Origin of the sequence: Nocardia cyriacigeorgica NBRC 100375 (assembly GCF_000308555.1) — a bacterium.
Classification (GTDB): domain Bacteria; phylum Actinomycetota; class Actinomycetes; order Mycobacteriales; family Mycobacteriaceae; genus Nocardia; species Nocardia cyriacigeorgica.
On the sequence record NZ_BAFY01000007.1, the window covers coordinates 1 to 15989 of the forward strand.

Annotated in this window: 14 protein-coding genes; 8 read left to right on the plus strand and 6 right to left on the minus strand. The window is 65.6% G+C overall.

Translation table 11 applies throughout. The features are described from left to right. Positions 1-608: DUF4407 domain-containing protein (locus RJ05_RS00285; protein WP_036531526.1), on the minus strand; the 608-nt coding region annotated here is incomplete at its 3' end. A 1078-nt stretch (positions 609-1686) separates the two neighbouring features. On the opposite strand from RJ05_RS00285, the gene gltB reads away from it, so the two are divergent. From gltB to RJ05_RS00300, 3 genes are all read left to right on the plus strand, one after another. After that, positions 1687-6336, plus strand: coding sequence for a glutamate synthase large subunit (gltB, locus tag RJ05_RS00290; RefSeq protein ID WP_036531529.1), 4650 nt, complete (start codon positions 1687-1689; stop codon positions 6334-6336). Further along, positions 6329-7798 carry a glutamate synthase subunit beta gene (locus RJ05_RS00295; RefSeq protein WP_036531531.1) on the plus strand — a complete coding sequence of 490 codons (1470 nt, stop codon included), beginning with the start codon at positions 6329-6331 and terminating at the stop codon, positions 7796-7798. Before gltB ends, RJ05_RS00295 begins: the two co-directional genes overlap by 8 nt. Positions 7799-7905: 107 nt before the next feature. Continuing rightward, positions 7906-8142, plus strand: a complete 237-nt coding sequence (locus tag RJ05_RS00300; RefSeq protein WP_048833813.1) for a FitA-like ribbon-helix-helix domain-containing protein — start codon at positions 7906-7908, stop codon at positions 8140-8142. A 73-nt stretch (positions 8143-8215) separates the two neighbouring features. On the opposite strand, the gene RJ05_RS00305 is transcribed toward RJ05_RS00300, so the two are convergent. The 3 genes from RJ05_RS00305 to RJ05_RS00320 form a co-directional block, all read right to left on the minus strand. After that, complete coding sequence (locus tag RJ05_RS00305; RefSeq protein WP_249040450.1) at positions 8216-8923, minus strand: DUF8020 domain-containing protein; 708 nt, start codon at positions 8921-8923, stop codon at positions 8216-8218. Between the two features lie 524 nt (positions 8924-9447). Next, positions 9448-9714, minus strand: a complete 267-nt coding sequence (locus RJ05_RS00315) for a hypothetical protein (RefSeq protein ID WP_156090783.1) — start codon at positions 9712-9714, stop codon at positions 9448-9450. A 59-nt stretch (positions 9715-9773) separates the two neighbouring features. Next, a complete protein-coding gene (locus tag RJ05_RS00320; protein WP_036531540.1) occupies positions 9774-11207 on the minus strand; it encodes a hypothetical protein in 1434 nt (477 codons plus the stop codon). 607 nt (positions 11208-11814) lie between these two features. Here RJ05_RS00320 and RJ05_RS00325 point away from each other — a divergent pair. From RJ05_RS00325 to RJ05_RS00340, 5 genes are all read left to right on the plus strand, one after another. After that, entirely contained in the window at positions 11815-12438 is a 624-nt protein-coding gene (locus tag RJ05_RS00325; protein ID WP_036531574.1) for a DUF3558 domain-containing protein, read from the plus strand. Between the two features lie 51 nt (positions 12439-12489). Beyond that, a complete protein-coding gene (locus RJ05_RS00330) occupies positions 12490-12981 on the plus strand; it encodes a hypothetical protein (RefSeq protein WP_036531543.1) in 492 nt (163 codons plus the stop codon). A gap of 13 nt (positions 12982-12994) precedes the next feature. Then, a complete protein-coding gene (locus tag RJ05_RS30640; protein ID WP_156090784.1) occupies positions 12995-13153 on the plus strand; it encodes a hypothetical protein in 159 nt (52 codons plus the stop codon). 9 nt (positions 13154-13162) lie between these two features. Continuing rightward, positions 13163-14251 carry a hypothetical protein gene (locus RJ05_RS00335; protein ID WP_051016009.1) on the plus strand — a complete coding sequence of 363 codons (1089 nt, stop codon included), beginning with the start codon at positions 13163-13165 and terminating at the stop codon, positions 14249-14251. 87 nt (positions 14252-14338) lie between these two features. After that, positions 14339-15094 carry an ESX secretion-associated protein EspG gene (locus RJ05_RS00340; RefSeq protein WP_036531580.1) on the plus strand — a complete coding sequence of 252 codons (756 nt, stop codon included), beginning with the start codon at positions 14339-14341 and terminating at the stop codon, positions 15092-15094. Positions 15095-15175: 81 nt separating this feature from the next. Here the strand turns inward: RJ05_RS00340 and RJ05_RS00345 are convergent, their stop codons facing one another. After that, on the minus strand, positions 15176-15442 hold the full coding sequence (locus RJ05_RS00345) for a hypothetical protein (protein ID WP_138445529.1): 267 nt from the start codon (positions 15440-15442) through the stop codon (positions 15176-15178). Beyond that, on the minus strand, positions 15439-15918 hold the full coding sequence (locus tag RJ05_RS00350; RefSeq protein ID WP_036531546.1) for a hypothetical protein: 480 nt from the start codon (positions 15916-15918) through the stop codon (positions 15439-15441). The genes RJ05_RS00345 and RJ05_RS00350 overlap by 4 nt, the downstream gene beginning before the upstream one ends. Positions 15919-15989: the final 71 nt, after the last annotated feature.

The window sequence follows — 15989 nt, forward strand, 5'->3', positions numbered from 1 at the left end:
CCGCGCCCGGGGACGCCGGTGATGCGGGTCTGCGGGCATTCCGGGGTGGGGTTGTATTCGCAGCGCGCGGTGACCAGTGCCTTGTCGATATCGGCCTGGGCCTGCGCGATCGTCTGGTTCAGGTTGGTGCGGTCGGTGCGGGCCCGGTCCAGGTCGGCGCGGGCATCGCGCACGGCCGGAACCGCGGCCGCCGCGGCCGCGCCGCGTTCGTCGAGCAGCCGGTCCACGGTCCCGCCGAACAGCAGCGTCGAGGCGAGTTCGGCGAGCAGCACACCGGTCAGCGCGGCGACGACCACCCGTCCGATCGAGCCGCGCCGGTCGCCGGTCGCGCCGTCGCGCCGCAGCACGGTCTCCGGATCGACGGTCGCCAGCGCCTTACCGACCGCTCCCGCCAGCGCCGCGACGATCACCGCCGCCCCGATCACCCCCGGCGCGGGCCAGTCCGCTGCCGCGCCCGCCGCACCGGTGACCACACCCGCGACCACGGCGAACAGCGCGACCACCGCACCGGTGAGCGCGTACGCACCGCGTTCCCGCTGGTCTTCGCTATCAGGCCGGGCGCCGGACCGATCCCCGCCGAGCCAGGTGAGCATGCCGATGACGGTCATGGGATTCCCACATCCTCTACGTCCGAGTCCTTGTCGCGCTCGGCCCCGATATTCGCGCGCCGGGCCGGTCCGCGCCTGCTGTGGTGGGGCGCCCGCGCGTGGCGAAAGTGTCACGGATTCGTTGTCACAGCGTGACAGGCGATCTGCCGATCCACCGAGCGTGGAGCCGGGGATGTGGTCAGCCTCACAGGAGGCTCAGGTCCCGTCGCCGACTGCGTTCGCGGGCCTGGGCGCGTGCGTGATCGGAACAGATGCCCCAGGTAGCACCCCCTGTGCCGAAGACCACGCTCCCGCAACGGGATCCGGATCGGGCCGTCCATGCCCCTCGGCTGCCCGATATGTGTCGAAGACCACTCCCGGCCAGTTTGCTGCAAGTGTGCTGAAGCGCACATCGCGTAAAACAGGCCGGACGGTCGGATCATGTTCTGTGCTCGTCACAACGCTGTCGGAAATATCTCACCGGCCGGTGCAATGGTTAGCCGCACCACGATTGGTTTGTCCGGCTCCGGCGAGGGGAAATCTGCTTCGACGCAGGTGAAAGCGGGTGTTCGAGCGCAACGGCGCGTTCGCGCGTCCACCGGGAAGCCCCCTGACAACCCCTCCGACCTGCGCGGAACGGGATCGATCAGTGCCCGGATGCTGCTTTACACTGGACGACGCGCACACGTGGAGGACCTGAATGGAGAAGCCCAGCTAGACCTGGTTATTAGCCGAACCTAAGTTGGTTGGGCTCAGGTCCTGACTTATCGTTTGCTCTTACGCCGGACACAGAACGTTCGGTACCCGAGCGCCCGCACGGACACCCTGATCCGGTGCCGAGGGTAGCGGGCACAACCCCGCGCGGCGGTAAGGAACACGTAAGCGTTCCGTTACCACCGAGCACCCCTACTGCATAACAGGAGCGGGTGGACAACTAGAGACGTGACTGCACCCAGCGGCGAGTGCCGCGAATCGGATACCGGGAACCATCAGCGCGGCTGGCTTCCCGAAGGTACCGGCGCAGTCTTGACGGAGGCGTTCGACAGGCCGTCTTCGACGGCCGCCCGAATCGAGGGCCGACTTTCTTGAAGGCAGAGGCATGACGCAACTTCCTGGCCACAGGTCACCTGGACCCATCGGTCTCTACGACCCGGCGAACGAGCACGACGCGTGTGGCGTCGCATTCGTCGTGGACATGCACGGCCGCCGCAGCCGTGACATCGTCGACAAGGCCATCACCGCCTTGTTGAACCTGGAGCACCGTGGTGCCGCGGGCGCCGAGCCCAACAGTGGTGACGGCGCCGGCATCCTGATCCAGGTGCCGGACCGGTTCTTCCGTGCCGTGGTCGACTTCGAGCTGCCGCCGGAGGGCTCCTACGCCACCGGTATCGCCTTCCTGCCGCAGGCCCGCCGCGAAGCCGCCGTCGCCGCGTACGGCGTGGACAAGATCGTCAAGGAAGAGGGCCTTGCCGTCCTCGGATGGCGTGAGGTCCCGATCGACGAGTCCTCGCTCGGCGCGCTCTCGCGCGATGCCATGCCGACCTTCCGCCAGATCTTTATCGGTTCCCCCGCCGGCGGCGAGCAGCTGTCCGGGATGGACCTGGAGCGGCGCGCCTACGTCATCCGCAAGCGGGTCGAGCGCGAGCTCGGCAAGGCCGGCGCCGGTGAGGGCGCGGTCGGCCGCGAGTCGGTGTACTTCCCGAGCCTGTCCGGCCAGACCTTCGTCTACAAGGGCATGTTCACCACCCCGCAGCTGCGGGCGTTCTACCTCGACCTGCAGGACGACCGGGTGGAGTCGGCGCTGGGCATCGTGCACTCGCGCTTTTCCACCAACACCTTCCCGTCCTGGCCGCTGGCGCACCCGTTCCGCCGGGTCGCCCACAACGGTGAGATCAACACCGTCAGCGGTAACGAGAACTGGATGCGCGCGCGGGAGGCGCTGCTGCGCTCCGACGTCTTCGGCACCGACTCCGCGGGCAAGAACCGGCTGGAGAAGATCTTCCCGGTCTGCACCCCCGGCGCCAGCGACACCGCCCGCTTCGACGAGGTGCTCGAACTGCTGCACCTGGGTGGGCGCAGCCTGCCGCACGCGGTCCTGATGATGATTCCCGAGGCCTGGGAACGCAACGAGACCATGGACCCGAAGCGGCGCGCCTTCTACGAGTACCACTCGATGCTGATGGAGCCGTGGGACGGCCCGGCCTCGGTGTGTTTCTCCGACGGCACCGTCATCGGTGCGGTGCTCGACCGCAACGGCCTGCGCCCCAGCCGCATCTGGGTCACCGACGACGGCCTGGTCGTCATGGCCTCCGAGGTCGGCGTGCTCGACATCGATCCGGCCAAGGTGATCAAGAAGGTCCGCCTGCAGCCGGGCCGCATGTTCCTGGTCGACACCGCGCAGGGCCGCATCGTCGGCGACGACGAGCTCAAGGATCAGCTCGCCTCCGAGCACCCGTATCAGGAATGGCTGGACGCGGGCGTGAGCCGGCTGGCCGATCTGCCCGACCGCCCGCACGTGCACATGTCGCACGACCGGGTGCTGATCCGGCAGCAGATCTTCGGCTACACCACCGAGGAACTGAACCTGCTGATCGCGCCGATGGCCAAGACCGGCGGTGAGGCGCTCGGTTCGATGGGCACCGACACCCCGATCGCGGTGCTGTCGAGCCGGTCGCGGCTGCTGTTCGACTACTTCTCCCAGCTGTTCGCGCAGGTCACCAACCCGCCGCTGGACGCGATCCGGGAAGAGGTCGTCACCAGCCTCAAGCGCAACATCGGTCCCGAGGCCGACCTGCTGCATCCGGGTCCGGATTCCTGTAAGCAGATCGCCATCGAGCAGCCGATCCTGGACAACGACGAGCTGGCCAAGCTCGTGCACATCAACGACGACGGCTCGCACCCCGACCTGCGTTCGGTGGTCGTGCGCGGCCTGTACCCGGTCGCCGAGGGCGGTGAGGGGCTGCGCAAGGCGCTGGCCGCCATCAACACCCAGGTCTCGGCCGCGATCGACGGCGGCGCGCGCATCATCGTGCTGTCCGACCGCGAGTCCAACGAGAAGCTGGCGCCGATCCCGTCGCTGCTGCTCACCTCCTCGGTGCATCACCACCTGGTCCGCGAGCGCACCCGCACCATGGTCGGGCTGGTCGTGGAGGCCGGTGACGCCCGCGAGGTGCATCACATGGCGATGCTCGTCGGCTTCGGCGCGGCGGCCATCAACCCGTACATGGCCTTCGAGTCCATCGAGGACATGCTCGAGCGCGGCGCCCTCGAGGTGCCCGGCAGCACCGGCGATCACGCCGCCGATTTCCGCAAGGCCGTGGCCAACTACAACAAGGCCGCCAGCAAGGGTGTGCTGAAGGTGATGTCCAAGATGGGCATCTCCACCCTGGCCTCCTACAACGGCGCCCAGCTGTTCCAGGTCATCGGCCTGGACCAGGGTCTGGTCGACGAGTACTTCACCGGGCTGCGCTCGCACCTGGGCGGTATCGGCCTCGACGACATCGCCGACGAGGTCGCGGCCCGGCACCGGATCGCGTTCCTGGAGAACCGCACCGAGCGCGCGCACCGCGAGCTCGAGGTGGGCGGTGAGTACCAGTGGCGGCGCGAGGGTGAATACCACCTGTTCAACCCGGACACCGTGTTCAAACTGCAGCACTCCACCCGCACCGGGCAGTACTCGATCTTCAAGGAGTACACCAAGCTGGTCGACGACCAGTCCGAGCGGCTGGCCTCGCTGCGCGGCCTGTTCAAGTTCAAGTCCGGTGAGCGCGCGCCGATCTCGATCGACGAGGTCGAGCCAGCCAGTGAGATCGTCAAGCGGTTCTCCACCGGCGCGATGAGCTACGGCTCCATCTCCGCCGAATCGCACGAGACCCTCGCCATCGCGATGAACCGGCTCGGTGGTCGCTCCAACTCCGGTGAGGGCGGCGAGCATCCGGCCCGCTTCGAGGTGGAGGAGAACGGCGACTGGCGCCGCAGCGCGATCAAGCAGGTCGCCTCGGGTCGCTTCGGTGTCACCGCGCACTACCTGAGCAACTGCACCGACATCCAGATCAAGATGGCCCAGGGCGCCAAGCCCGGTGAGGGCGGTCAGCTGCCCGCGCACAAGGTGTACCCGTGGGTCGCCGAGGTGCGGCATTCGACGCCCGGTGTCGGCCTGATCTCGCCGCCGCCGCACCACGACATCTACTCGATCGAGGATCTGGCCCAGCTGATCCACGACCTGAAGAACGCGAACCCGCAGGCGCGGATTCACGTGAAACTCGTCGCGGAGCCTGGCGTCGGCACCGTCGCCGCGGGTGTGTCCAAGGCGCACGCCGACGTGGTGCTGATCTCCGGCCACGACGGTGGCACCGGCGCCTCGCCGCTCACCTCGCTCAAGCACGCGGGCGGTCCCTGGGAGCTCGGCCTGGCCGAGACCCAGCAGACGCTGCTGCTCAACGGTCTGCGCGACCGCATCGTGGTGCAGGTCGACGGCCAGATGAAGACCGGCCGCGACGTGATGATCGCCGCGCTGCTCGGCGCCGAGGAGTACGGCTTCGCCACCGCTCCGCTGGTGGTCTCCGGCTGCATCATGATGCGGGTGTGCCACCTGGACACCTGCCCGGTCGGTGTCGCCACGCAGAACCCGATCCTGCGTCAGCGCTTCACCGGTAAGCCGGAGTTCGTCGAGAACTTCTTCATGTTCATCGCCGAAGAGGTGCGCGAACTGCTGGCCCAGCTCGGCTTCCGCACGCTGGACGAGGCCATCGGCCGGGTCGACCTGCTCGACACCAGCAAGGCCAAGCAGCACTGGAAGGCCAGCAAGCTGGACCTGTCGCCGATCCTCGACGACGTCGAGACGGCGTTCATGTACCAGGACCGCCGCTGCACCAAGACCCAGGATCACGGGCTGGACAAGGCGCTGGACAACGAGCTGATCGCCCAGTCGGCCGATGCGCTCGAGCGCGGCAAGCCGGTCAAGTTCGAAACCAAGATCACCAACGTGAACCGGACGGTCGGCACCATGCTCGGCCACGAGGTGACCAAGCTCTACGGTGGCGCCGGCCTGCCCGACGACACCATCGACATCACCTTCACCGGTTCGGCGGGTAACAGCTTCGGCGCGTTCGTCCCGGCCGGTATCACCCTGCGAGTGCAGGGCGATGCCAACGACTACGTCGGCAAGGGCCTGTCCGGCGGCCACATCGTGGTCCGCCCGGCGCCCACCGCGCCGCCGGAGTTCGTGGCCGAGGAGAACATCATCGCGGGCAACGTGATCCTGTTCGGCGCCACCAGCGGCCTCGCGTTCATCAACGGCATCGTCGGTGAGCGGTTCGCGGTGCGTAACTCGGGTGCCACCGCGGTGGTCGAGGGCGTCGGCGATCACGGTTGTGAGTACATGACCGGCGGTAAGGTCGTCATCCTCGGTGAGACCGGCCGCAACTTCGGTGCAGGTATGTCGGGTGGTGTGGCGTTCGTCTACAACCCGAACGGCACCTTCGAAGCGAAGGTGAACCCGGACCAGGCCGATGCGATCGAACCGCTGTCCGGCGACGACTTCACCTGGCTGCGCGACATCATCACGCAGCACCGCGATCAGACCGGATCGGCTGTGGCCGAACGCATTCTGAGTGACTGGTCGCAGCAGGTGAACCACTTTGTGAAGGTTATGCCACGCGAATACAAGAAGGTGCTGCTCGCTATCTCCGAGGCTGAGAAGAGCGGCAAGGACGTGGACGAGGCAATTATGGAGGCTGCTCGTGGGTGACGCGCAGGGATTTTTGAAGCACACCTCGCGTGAGCTGCCCAAGCGGCGTCCGGTGCCGCTGCGCCTGATGGACTGGAAAGAGGTCTACGAGGAGAACTTCTCCCACCAGACCCTCCAGCGTCAGGCCAGCCGGTGCATGGACTGCGGTATTCCGTTCTGTCACAACGGTTGTCCGCTGGGCAACCTGATTCCGGAATGGAACGACCTGGTCTACAAGGACCGCTGGCGCGACAGCATCGACCGGCTGCACGCGACCAACAACTTCCCGGAGTTCACCGGGCGGTTGTGCCCGGCGCCGTGCGAGGCGTCGTGCGTGCTCGGGATCAACCAGGACCCGGTGACCATCAAGCAGGTCGAGGTCGAGATCATCGAGAACGCCTTCGACGAGGGCTGGGTCGCCCCGGTGTACCCGACCCGGCTCACCGGTAAGAAGGTCGCCGTCGTCGGTTCCGGCCCGGCCGGTCTGGCCGCCGCCCAGCAGCTGACCCGCGCCGGTCACACCGTGACCGTGTTCGAGCGGGCCGACCGCATCGGCGGTCTGCTGCGCTACGGCATCCCGGAATTCAAGATGGAGAAGCGCTTCATCGACCGCCGCCTGGCGCAGATGGAGGCCGAGGGCACCATCTTCAAGACCGGGGTGAACGTCGGCGTCGACATCACCGCCGACGAGCTGCGCGAGCAGTTCGACGCGATCGTGCTGGCCGGCGGCGCCACCCAGGCCCGCGACCTGCCGATCCCCGGTCGTGAACTCGATGGCATCCACCAGGCGATGGAGTTCCTGCCCTGGGCCAACCGGGTGCAGCACGGCGATCCGGTCACCGACGCCGACGGTCTGCCGCCGATCCACGCGCGCGGTAAGAAGGTCGTCATCATCGGCGGTGGCGACACCGGCGCCGACTGCCTCGGCACCTCGCACCGGCAGGGCGCCGAAAGCGTGCACCAGTTCGAGATCATGCCGCGTCCGCCGGAGGAGCGTGCCAGCTCCACCCCGTGGCCGACCTACCCGCTCATGTACCGGGTGTCCTCGGCGCACGAGGAGGGCGGCGAGCGGGTGTTCTCGGTGAACACCGAACGCTTCGTCGGCAAGAACGGCAAGGTCACCGGCCTCGAGGCGCACGAGGTGAAGATGGTCAACGGCCGTTTCGAGAAGGTCGAAGGCACCGACTTCACCCTCGAAGCCGATCTGGTGCTGCTGGCCATGGGCTTCGTCGGCCCCGAGAAGCCGGGCCTGCTCACCGACCTCGGCGTCGGCTACGACCAGCGCGGCAACGTCCAGCGCGACAAGAACTGGGCCACCAACATCCCCGGCGTCTACGTCGCCGGCGATATGGGCCGCGGCCAGTCGCTGATCGTGTGGGCCATCGCCGAAGGCCGGGCCGCTGCCTCGTCGGTGGACAAGTTCCTGGAGGGTGAGACCGCCCTCCCGGCGCCCATCACCCCGACCATGGTCGCCCAGCGCTGAGCTGATCAACCCGAAAGGCGTTGCACCGGAGCTATTCCGGTGCAACGCCTTTTGTCGTATCTGTACATCGTTGCCAGCACGATGTGCTCGCCCGCACACTGTTCGCCATGTCCATGTCGATCCAGATCTACGACGTTCCGGAGCCGGTCTACGACGCGATCGCCGCGCGTGCGGCCGCCCGCGGCCAGTCGATGCAGGACTACTTGCGAGCATTGCTAGAGCGCGAATTCCGCGCTCGCCGAAACGACGATGCATGGGAGACGATGACCGGCCACCGCAGCCTTGGCGTCGATGCGCACGAGATAACCGCGCAGATCCGTGCCGGGCGCGACAGCGCCGAGTAGCCCTCCTTGGAAGCGCAAAGGGTGCGCAGGCGATTTCCGCCTGCGCACCCCTTTATGGTGCTACCTGCTCAGATCAGGGCTGGCCGGTGGCGAAGGCGATCAGCGCGTCCAGGAACGGCTGGCCACCCATCACGTATCCGCCGATCACCGCACCCGCCGGGATGGTGATGATCCACAGGAACGGGACGAAGCAACCGATCAGAGCGCCGATGGCGATGCCGGGCAGGTTCTTGTTGACCTGCTCCATGAGCCGGTCGTAGGAGCTGATGTCCTTCAGCTCGGCGACGTCCTTCAGCTTCGCGCTGTCCTCGGGCGTCATCGTGGCGGCCAGCGTCACGCTGCGGCCGTCCGCGCTGATCTCCTCGTCCACCGTGATCGGCAACCCGGCGACCTCCGAACGCAGCGCCACCTGATCAACGGTCGCGCCGGAGTCCGACTTCAGCACCACGGCAGAACCATCCGAGGTCAGCTCGAACTTGCCGCTGTCGACCGACCAGGTGATGGTCTTGTCAGCAGGAGAAACGGTGGTGTTGTAGTTGATTCCGCTCACAACACCGGAAGTCGCGTCCCCCGAAGTCACCACGGCCGGATCATTCGCCACAGCGGGCTGACCATTGGCGGTAGCCGCGGTAATCCCCACCGCGGTGACAGCCATGAAAACGGCAGCAGTGATCTTTCCGAACTTCATTCTTTGAATTCCCTCCGCTTTGTCCGATCCCCTTGAACGGACACACGGTGACCCTATCGTGTGCAATTCATTGCGCTGCAAGCGGGTAGGCATCGGCCTGACCGAACCGCTTGCTGATTCTGTTCTGCCACAGCTAGATTCGCAGCAGATTGTGTCAATTACCAGGCATTTCAGAGTGATAGAGCTGTTCGCTGCACATGTGCCGATCGGCTCGGCCGGGGAGGGTAGTGCACAGACGAACTCCTACTGCTCCGGTGGACACTGCGTGATCGCCCCTGCCTGACGCCTGCGCCGCCACATCGCGTATGGCACAACGCCCGCGATCACACAGAGGGCAGCAAAGGGGCCTATAACGAGAAAAACGGCCATGATCGGGTAAATCGCAAGCTTGATCGGGACGGCTGACGACGCGATCAGAAGCCCCGCCCCGACTTGTCGAGTCGCACGAATGGCTACTGAGGTGACCCACAATCCGCCACCTAGGACCAGCCAAGGCATCGAGGGTATGGGGACTTCGTCCACTGTGAGCAGAATCGTGAACAGCACGCTGAACACGGTGACCGCTGTGGCGAATCCGAGTGGCCCGAACCATCCCGTCGTAGGCATCCACCGGGTACTCACCGGGACTCCTCCAGGACTTCACCGGAACCGATTCCGATAACTATCCCGACAACCACGATCATGATGCCGGCGACGAGTGCCCCGAGCGCCACGCCCCGGGCGGCTGCGAACCTGTTCCGGAAGAGGACGAACGCGACGAGTGCGGAGATCAGAAGCGCGGGAATCGATGCAAGCGGAGCTTCGAGGCCACCGGCGAGATCCGTGAGTCCGGCCAACAATGCCGCGGTGAGAAATAAGATCGAGTAGTCGAACGTGAAAATCACCGGGAAGGCGAGTGTAGCGCCCGCCCAATACCACTGGCTGGACTTTCCGGCTAGGTCAATCATGCCAGCGGCCTATCTGCTGGGGTCAATGTCCTCACAACAGGTGGATTCTCCGCATCCCCGACGCTGGTACCAGGGAACTCGAAGATATTGGGAAATCCGGGAGGCTGGTCACCGGGATACTCCTGGATATATTTGAATTTGTCAAAGATATCCGGGTCGGAGCCGGGTATCGTATGGTGGAATGGCAGGTTGACCAGTGGTCCATGCTCGCCACCGGTCACAGCAGGATCTATCGCGACGTCATTGATGTGTCCATTCTGATACTCCTGATACACCTCGAGTGACGGGTAATCTGTGCGCGTACCGTGCACCGTCACGCCGGTCGACCCAGGTGATTCCGGCTCTCCATGGCCGGGAACGAATACTAGATCGCCGTTGACGGTCCATTTACCTGTCGGGTCAGGCGAGTGAGGGTTACCTGCATCATATTTCACCCTCACGGACCCGTCGTCGGCTTGCCAGACTTCAGCCTCCGGTGCCGATACGTCGACTTCGCCATCCTCGGAGACTGACGGGTTCTGGCGTATTACGACAATCCCGTTCTCATAGTCGATATATGTGGTGACACGTGCGTGCTCGGGATCGAAATTCGGGTCGCACGTGCGATTGTCGCCGAGGTCTTTTGGTACGTTGAATACCTTCTCCTGCTCGATCCACTGGGCCGTCCGCACAACCCCTTGCCCCGGTACGGGTTCGATGCGTGCGACCCGGACCTCGGCGTCTACGCCCTGGTATTTGGGATCGTAACTATTGGGGTTGAGGACCATGGCCGTTTCCCAGTCGACGTTGCTCACCGGGTCTCGGCCGAACACCTTTCGGAACTCGGCCGCGGCAGCCGTGGTCCTGGCGGCATCGTCCGATGGCTGTTGCTGGTAGAGCGGGCCTTCGCTCTCGTCCCCGATTGCGTCTCCAGGTCCGAACTGCTCGCCGCACGAACGAACCTCGTCGGCCGCCTGGCTGATACTTGCCATCACCTGCGTTCTGGCATTGAGCATCTCGTTCAGAGCGGTTGTAACGGCAGTTTGATGTTGATGAAGGTCAGAATCGCCCCCACCGCTGTCGGTACCGCCGCCGCTGACCTGCCAGTCGTCACCGACGACAAATCCGGCTTCGGTGGCGTCGGCCACTTTGCCCAGCAAGACATCACGGTAGTTTCCGATCGTCGTGCCTGCGCGGATCATCGCGTCGGCAACTTCGCCTACTTCTTGCGCCACCTTCCTCGCGACGTCGAAATCTCCGGAGATCCGGTCGTATGCTGCCCAGTAGGCATCTCCATCCCAATTTCCGCCGGCGTCGCGGATATGAGTATTCATTCGTTCGCTAAACCCAGCGAAGTCAGTATTGCGGGCATGAATCTCGTGTCCGGATTCGGTTATCTTCCACGGTTGCCATACCCGAACCTGACCGAGTGTTGGTACAGTATCGTTCATCTGATTCCGTCCCCCATCTCAGTAAGTTTGTCCCGGAAATCGGCGTCTGTCACTTCAAATGTGCCAGCGTTCCCGTGGCATATATTTGAAATTCGTGTACATCGCATGGCCATGCGCAACCAGGCGCCTTCGATATGGTCGGCTGCAGTTGCTGCTACCTCGCCCAATCCGGATCCGGGCAGTGCGGTCCCTATTTCGTTGATCTTTGTTCGGATATCCAGTGCCTGCACACCGGAACCGATGTCCTGCATAGTCGACGCCAAGGACCGCAGTTGCTCTGGGCTCACTTTCACAGCGTGTATCCCCCTTTTTCGAACCTGGTTGGTGCACTATAGCGGGGGAAGTTCGCCGGTGCCGACGGGCTCGATGCGACAACTCGGGGCAACGGCATCGGTGGTGCCCGCATCGTGCTGGATCACCGGTTCAACAGCCACAAGAGCTCGCCGTTCCTGCTGGGGAAGCCACGTTAGGATCGGTTCGCGGGATGACCCTTATCGAGGGCGGCAGTCTCTGTTCCGGAGGGTTGTCGGGGTGGTGACGAGGCCGGTAGGGTCGGCGGTAATCGCAGGGGGCGGGAAGAGCCGGTCCGGTCTCGGCGGAAGTGTGGATGCCGGCGCCGGAGGATCTTGTGGTGATTGCACGGGCTGTTCGGGTGGGGCTGCTGGGGGTGGCTGCGGTGGTGGTTGCTGCGGGGTGTTCGTCAGGTACCGATGGGAAGGCCACGCCGGAAGGGGCTTCGGAGCAGGGGACGGCGGTGTCGGCCACGCCGACGTTGGCGGCGGAGGTGCCGTCGGGGTTTGATCCCTGTACTGATATCCCGGCGTCGATCATCAAAGAAGAGGACATGCGGGCGGATTCGCCCGAGCATGGGAATGCCGACTACGACGGGTCCGGGGGACGCAAGTGGCGTGGATGCGGTTGGGTCGTGCCGGACAGTTACGCGGTGGGGATCACAACGACGAACCTGACTGTGGATATGGTGCGGTCGAACAAGAACTTCACCGTCCGTTGGGAAGCCTCCATTGGGGGGCGGCGGGCAGTTGCTGTTAACGGCGTAGACGAGGCTGATCCCCGTGAGGGATGCACGCTCAATGTGGAGATGAAGGGCGGCAGCCTGGAGTTCTCGATGATCAACCCGGCATCGAATGATAAGACGGGGGGCATGGATACGTGTGAGTTGGCTCGTGGCCTGGCGGAAAAGGTCGTGCCGCATGTGCCGGCTGACGCTTGATTCGGCTCGAACGGTCTACCGTGGCACCATGATTTGGGAGGGGATGCAGCGATGAGTGACGATGTGCCGCCGCGGCCCTTGGAGGGTCTGCTGACGGAGGTGCGGGAGGGGCGACTGTCGGTGGACTTCGGTGCAGGTTCCCCGGATGCGGTGCGAGTGAACGCCGAGGAATTCGTCTACATCGATCGGGACTGCGAGGGGTTCAAACTCCTAATTCGACAGCTGCAACGTACAGCTCGGGATATCTCGCAGCGCGAGAAATGGGACCTGGGTGAGGCGCATCCCGATCTGGGTTCCGCTCGAATCCTGGTCTCCCGTTACCGGGCCAAGGCCGAGGGTGCAGAGGACAAGAATAGCGTCAGCGCGATCCTCGAAGAGCACTACCGCATCGTCGAGGACATCCAAACCCTCCACCGCGAGATCGCGCAGCGCTACCTCGAGACCGATGAGGGTTTCGCGTCCCGGTACAACGAGTTGACGGCGACGCTGCCGCCGCCTGGGCCGCTGACTCTGCCGCCCGGTCCGAACATCTTCGGCGGGTAAGGGCTGGCGTGCGATGACCATTCAGAACGAGGGCGCGCGGATCACGGATGCGATCAAGGAGAAGCCGGACGGGTTTTCGCATTCGGAGATCGTCGGCGCGTTCAACCCGCTGGTGCCCGGCGACAACGCCCAGCGCGCGGCCGATCAGCTCGGTGATATCGCCGCGAAGTAGACCGACGGTGTGACGGTGTTCGCCGCGCGGATCCGGCGGTCGAGTGCGGCGGCCTGGGATGGGCCTGCGGCGGAGAAGTCCCGCGAGGCCATCGGCAATTACGCAACACGGGCGGAAGACTTCACCGATGCGTTGAATCTGCTGGCCGTGCGCGTCGACGGCACGGTGACCGCGATTCTGCGGACGCAGCGGAACCTGCCGGAGGAGATCGAGAAGAAGCCGGCGTGGAATCCGCGGTCGTGGCCGGTCGTGGGGTCGAACAATCAGGACAAGCGCGACGATGCCGAAGCCTCCGCGCGGCAGGTGATGAACGATGAGTATGTGCAACCGTTTGTGCTGGCGGACGCGCAGATTCCGGTACTGCCGGTGCCGGTGAGCCCGACCGCGCCACTACACGGCCCGATCGAACCGCGTGAGGGTAAGCCGGGCGGTGAGAACGGTGGCGGCGGTGGTACCGGTGGTGGCGGCACCGGTGGCGGTGGCGGTACCGGCGGCGGCACGGGCGGTACCGGGGAGCCGGAAGAACCGACCGGTGAGGGTACCGGCGAAGAGAACCCCGAACAGCAGGGTTCGGGCGAAGACCAGTCGAGCTGGGGCGACGATTCGACCGCTGGGCAGGATACGACGCCGAGCGCAGCGACCACCCCCGCTGGTGCCGAGACGCCGAGCACGGTGCCGAGTTCCACCACACCGACCGGGACCGTCCCAGGCTCTTCCGGTGGCGGAACTGGAACCGGAATCGGCACAGGCGGAGGCGCCGGTGGTGCAGGCGGCGGCGTCGGTGGCGGCGGCGGTGTGGCGGCACCTGGCCGCAGTATCCCTGGCATGCCCGGCACAGGCGCCGTTCCCGGAATGGGCGCGGCAGGGCAGACGGCAGCTGCTGCGGCGGCCGGACGTGCGGGAATGCCGGGGATGATGTCGCCGGGTGCGGCCGGTCGCGGTCAGCAAGGGCAGGACGACGAGGAACACAAACTGCCCGAGTACCTGATCAATGCCGAGAACGCCGCTGAACTGCTCGGCGAACAACCGCGAACCGTCCCGGGCGGCGTGATCGGCGGCGAAGCGCCGGCCGCGCGACCGCCGGAGCAGACCGGGTAATAGGCCCGGCCAATCGCCCGCACCCGATGCGGGCCGATGCCGCGCGCACCCGGCACGATCGAGCACAAGACGAGGGAATTCGTATTCATGACTGAATGGACTTGGGATCCAGATGATTTCGCCGCGCTCTGGTACCGCGACGGAATCGACCGGTTTCCGCGTCCACTGCACTATCAGAGCAAGTACAAGACGGTGGGACCGTTCGAGGAACACGCGGCGCGGGTGCGGGCACGGCTCGACCGGGAGGAACAGGAACTGATCCGGCTCGCCTTCCACACCCTCACCGACTCCGAGCTGCGCATCCACATCCTGGGCAGTTCTACCGTGACCGACCGTGGTGGAGTGCGCGAGTATCGGATCGTCGGCGCCCGCGCCGGGCAGAACGGCATGGTGCTCGCACAAGCAGCGATCGATGGTATCGACGGTCCGATCCGGGGCCGCCTGTTCCGCGCTGAACAGCTGCCGACCCGGCTGGTGGCGCTGCTCCCGCGGTGCGATCCGGGCCGCGCCGAACCCGGCACTTTCCACGTCCGGGATCTGGAGGACCGGGAACAGGGATTCACTCACCGTGGCCCACGCGAGCAGTACGAGCGGGTGGCCCTGCGGCCCGCCGACGGCGGCGGGAACGCCGGACTGCTGGTCGGGTCGATCCTGGACCGCCCCAACCCGTGGTACGCCATGCAGTGGTACGACATCACCGGAGACGGTCGCTACCTGGAACAACGTACCCGCGAACATATTTCGGTGCGCCCGGCCACCGGCCAGGGCATTGCCGCATGCTTCAGCGAATGGATCGACAAGGCCCTCGCGCGTATACGCGACGAAGACGGCGAGCGCTGGTAGCCGGTTCGCGCTGCTGCTCACGCCTGGGTTCCGGGCAACCGCTGCTCGTACGAGCTGATCGCCGCTGCGGGTACGCACCGATCACGGTCCGAGGTAGAGGGATTCGCACGGCAGGCGCGGCGCGGGGGTCGTGCCTTCCGAGATGACCGCTACCGCGTCGGTATGGTAGCGGGCGCGCCATTCCAGGATGAAGCGGTGGGCGGCGGTTCGGCAGGCGATGTAGTCGAAGCGCTGGCCGTGCAGGAAGATACTGAGCCGCAGGTCGGGTTCGGCGGGGCGCGGCGATTCTGCTGCGGTCACTGGGGGCACGCCCTTCCGTGCTGGTCGAAGAAATTCGCTGGTGGTCACGACCGTCGACCTCCCCACCCCGCATGCGTGCCGGCACAGGCTCGAATCGACTCGACGATCACCTGGCCGGAGGGGCGGAAGGCGCAGTGCGGCGGTTGGATCCAGCGGCGGAATCGAGAACCGCGATCGGTCGGGGACGGTAGGGCGATGGTGCCGCCGGTGCGTACCACCGAGACGTTCATGCGGAACAATTCGGCGAACAGCGGCGTCTCATCGGGCAGATCCGGCCGGACCAGGAACGACCAGCGATTCGACCGCAGGTGCGAAATGATCGGACCGGTTTCGGAACCACAGTTGCGCAGATGGTTGCGCACGCGCTGGCCCAGGTGCGCGGGCATCATCACCGCCCAGACGTGGTCGGCGGGCATGACTATCCGGCCGATTTCGGGCGGATCGATGGTGGCGGGTAGATCGCAGACCTTCCGGTAGAACACACAGCGGGTGAAGGGCGTATCACCGAACGGAACATGCTCCATCGCAGCACCTTTGGTGAGTTCGAGTGGGTTGGGTGCGCCCGGGTCCCGGCGGTGAGGAAGGGGCACCGGGA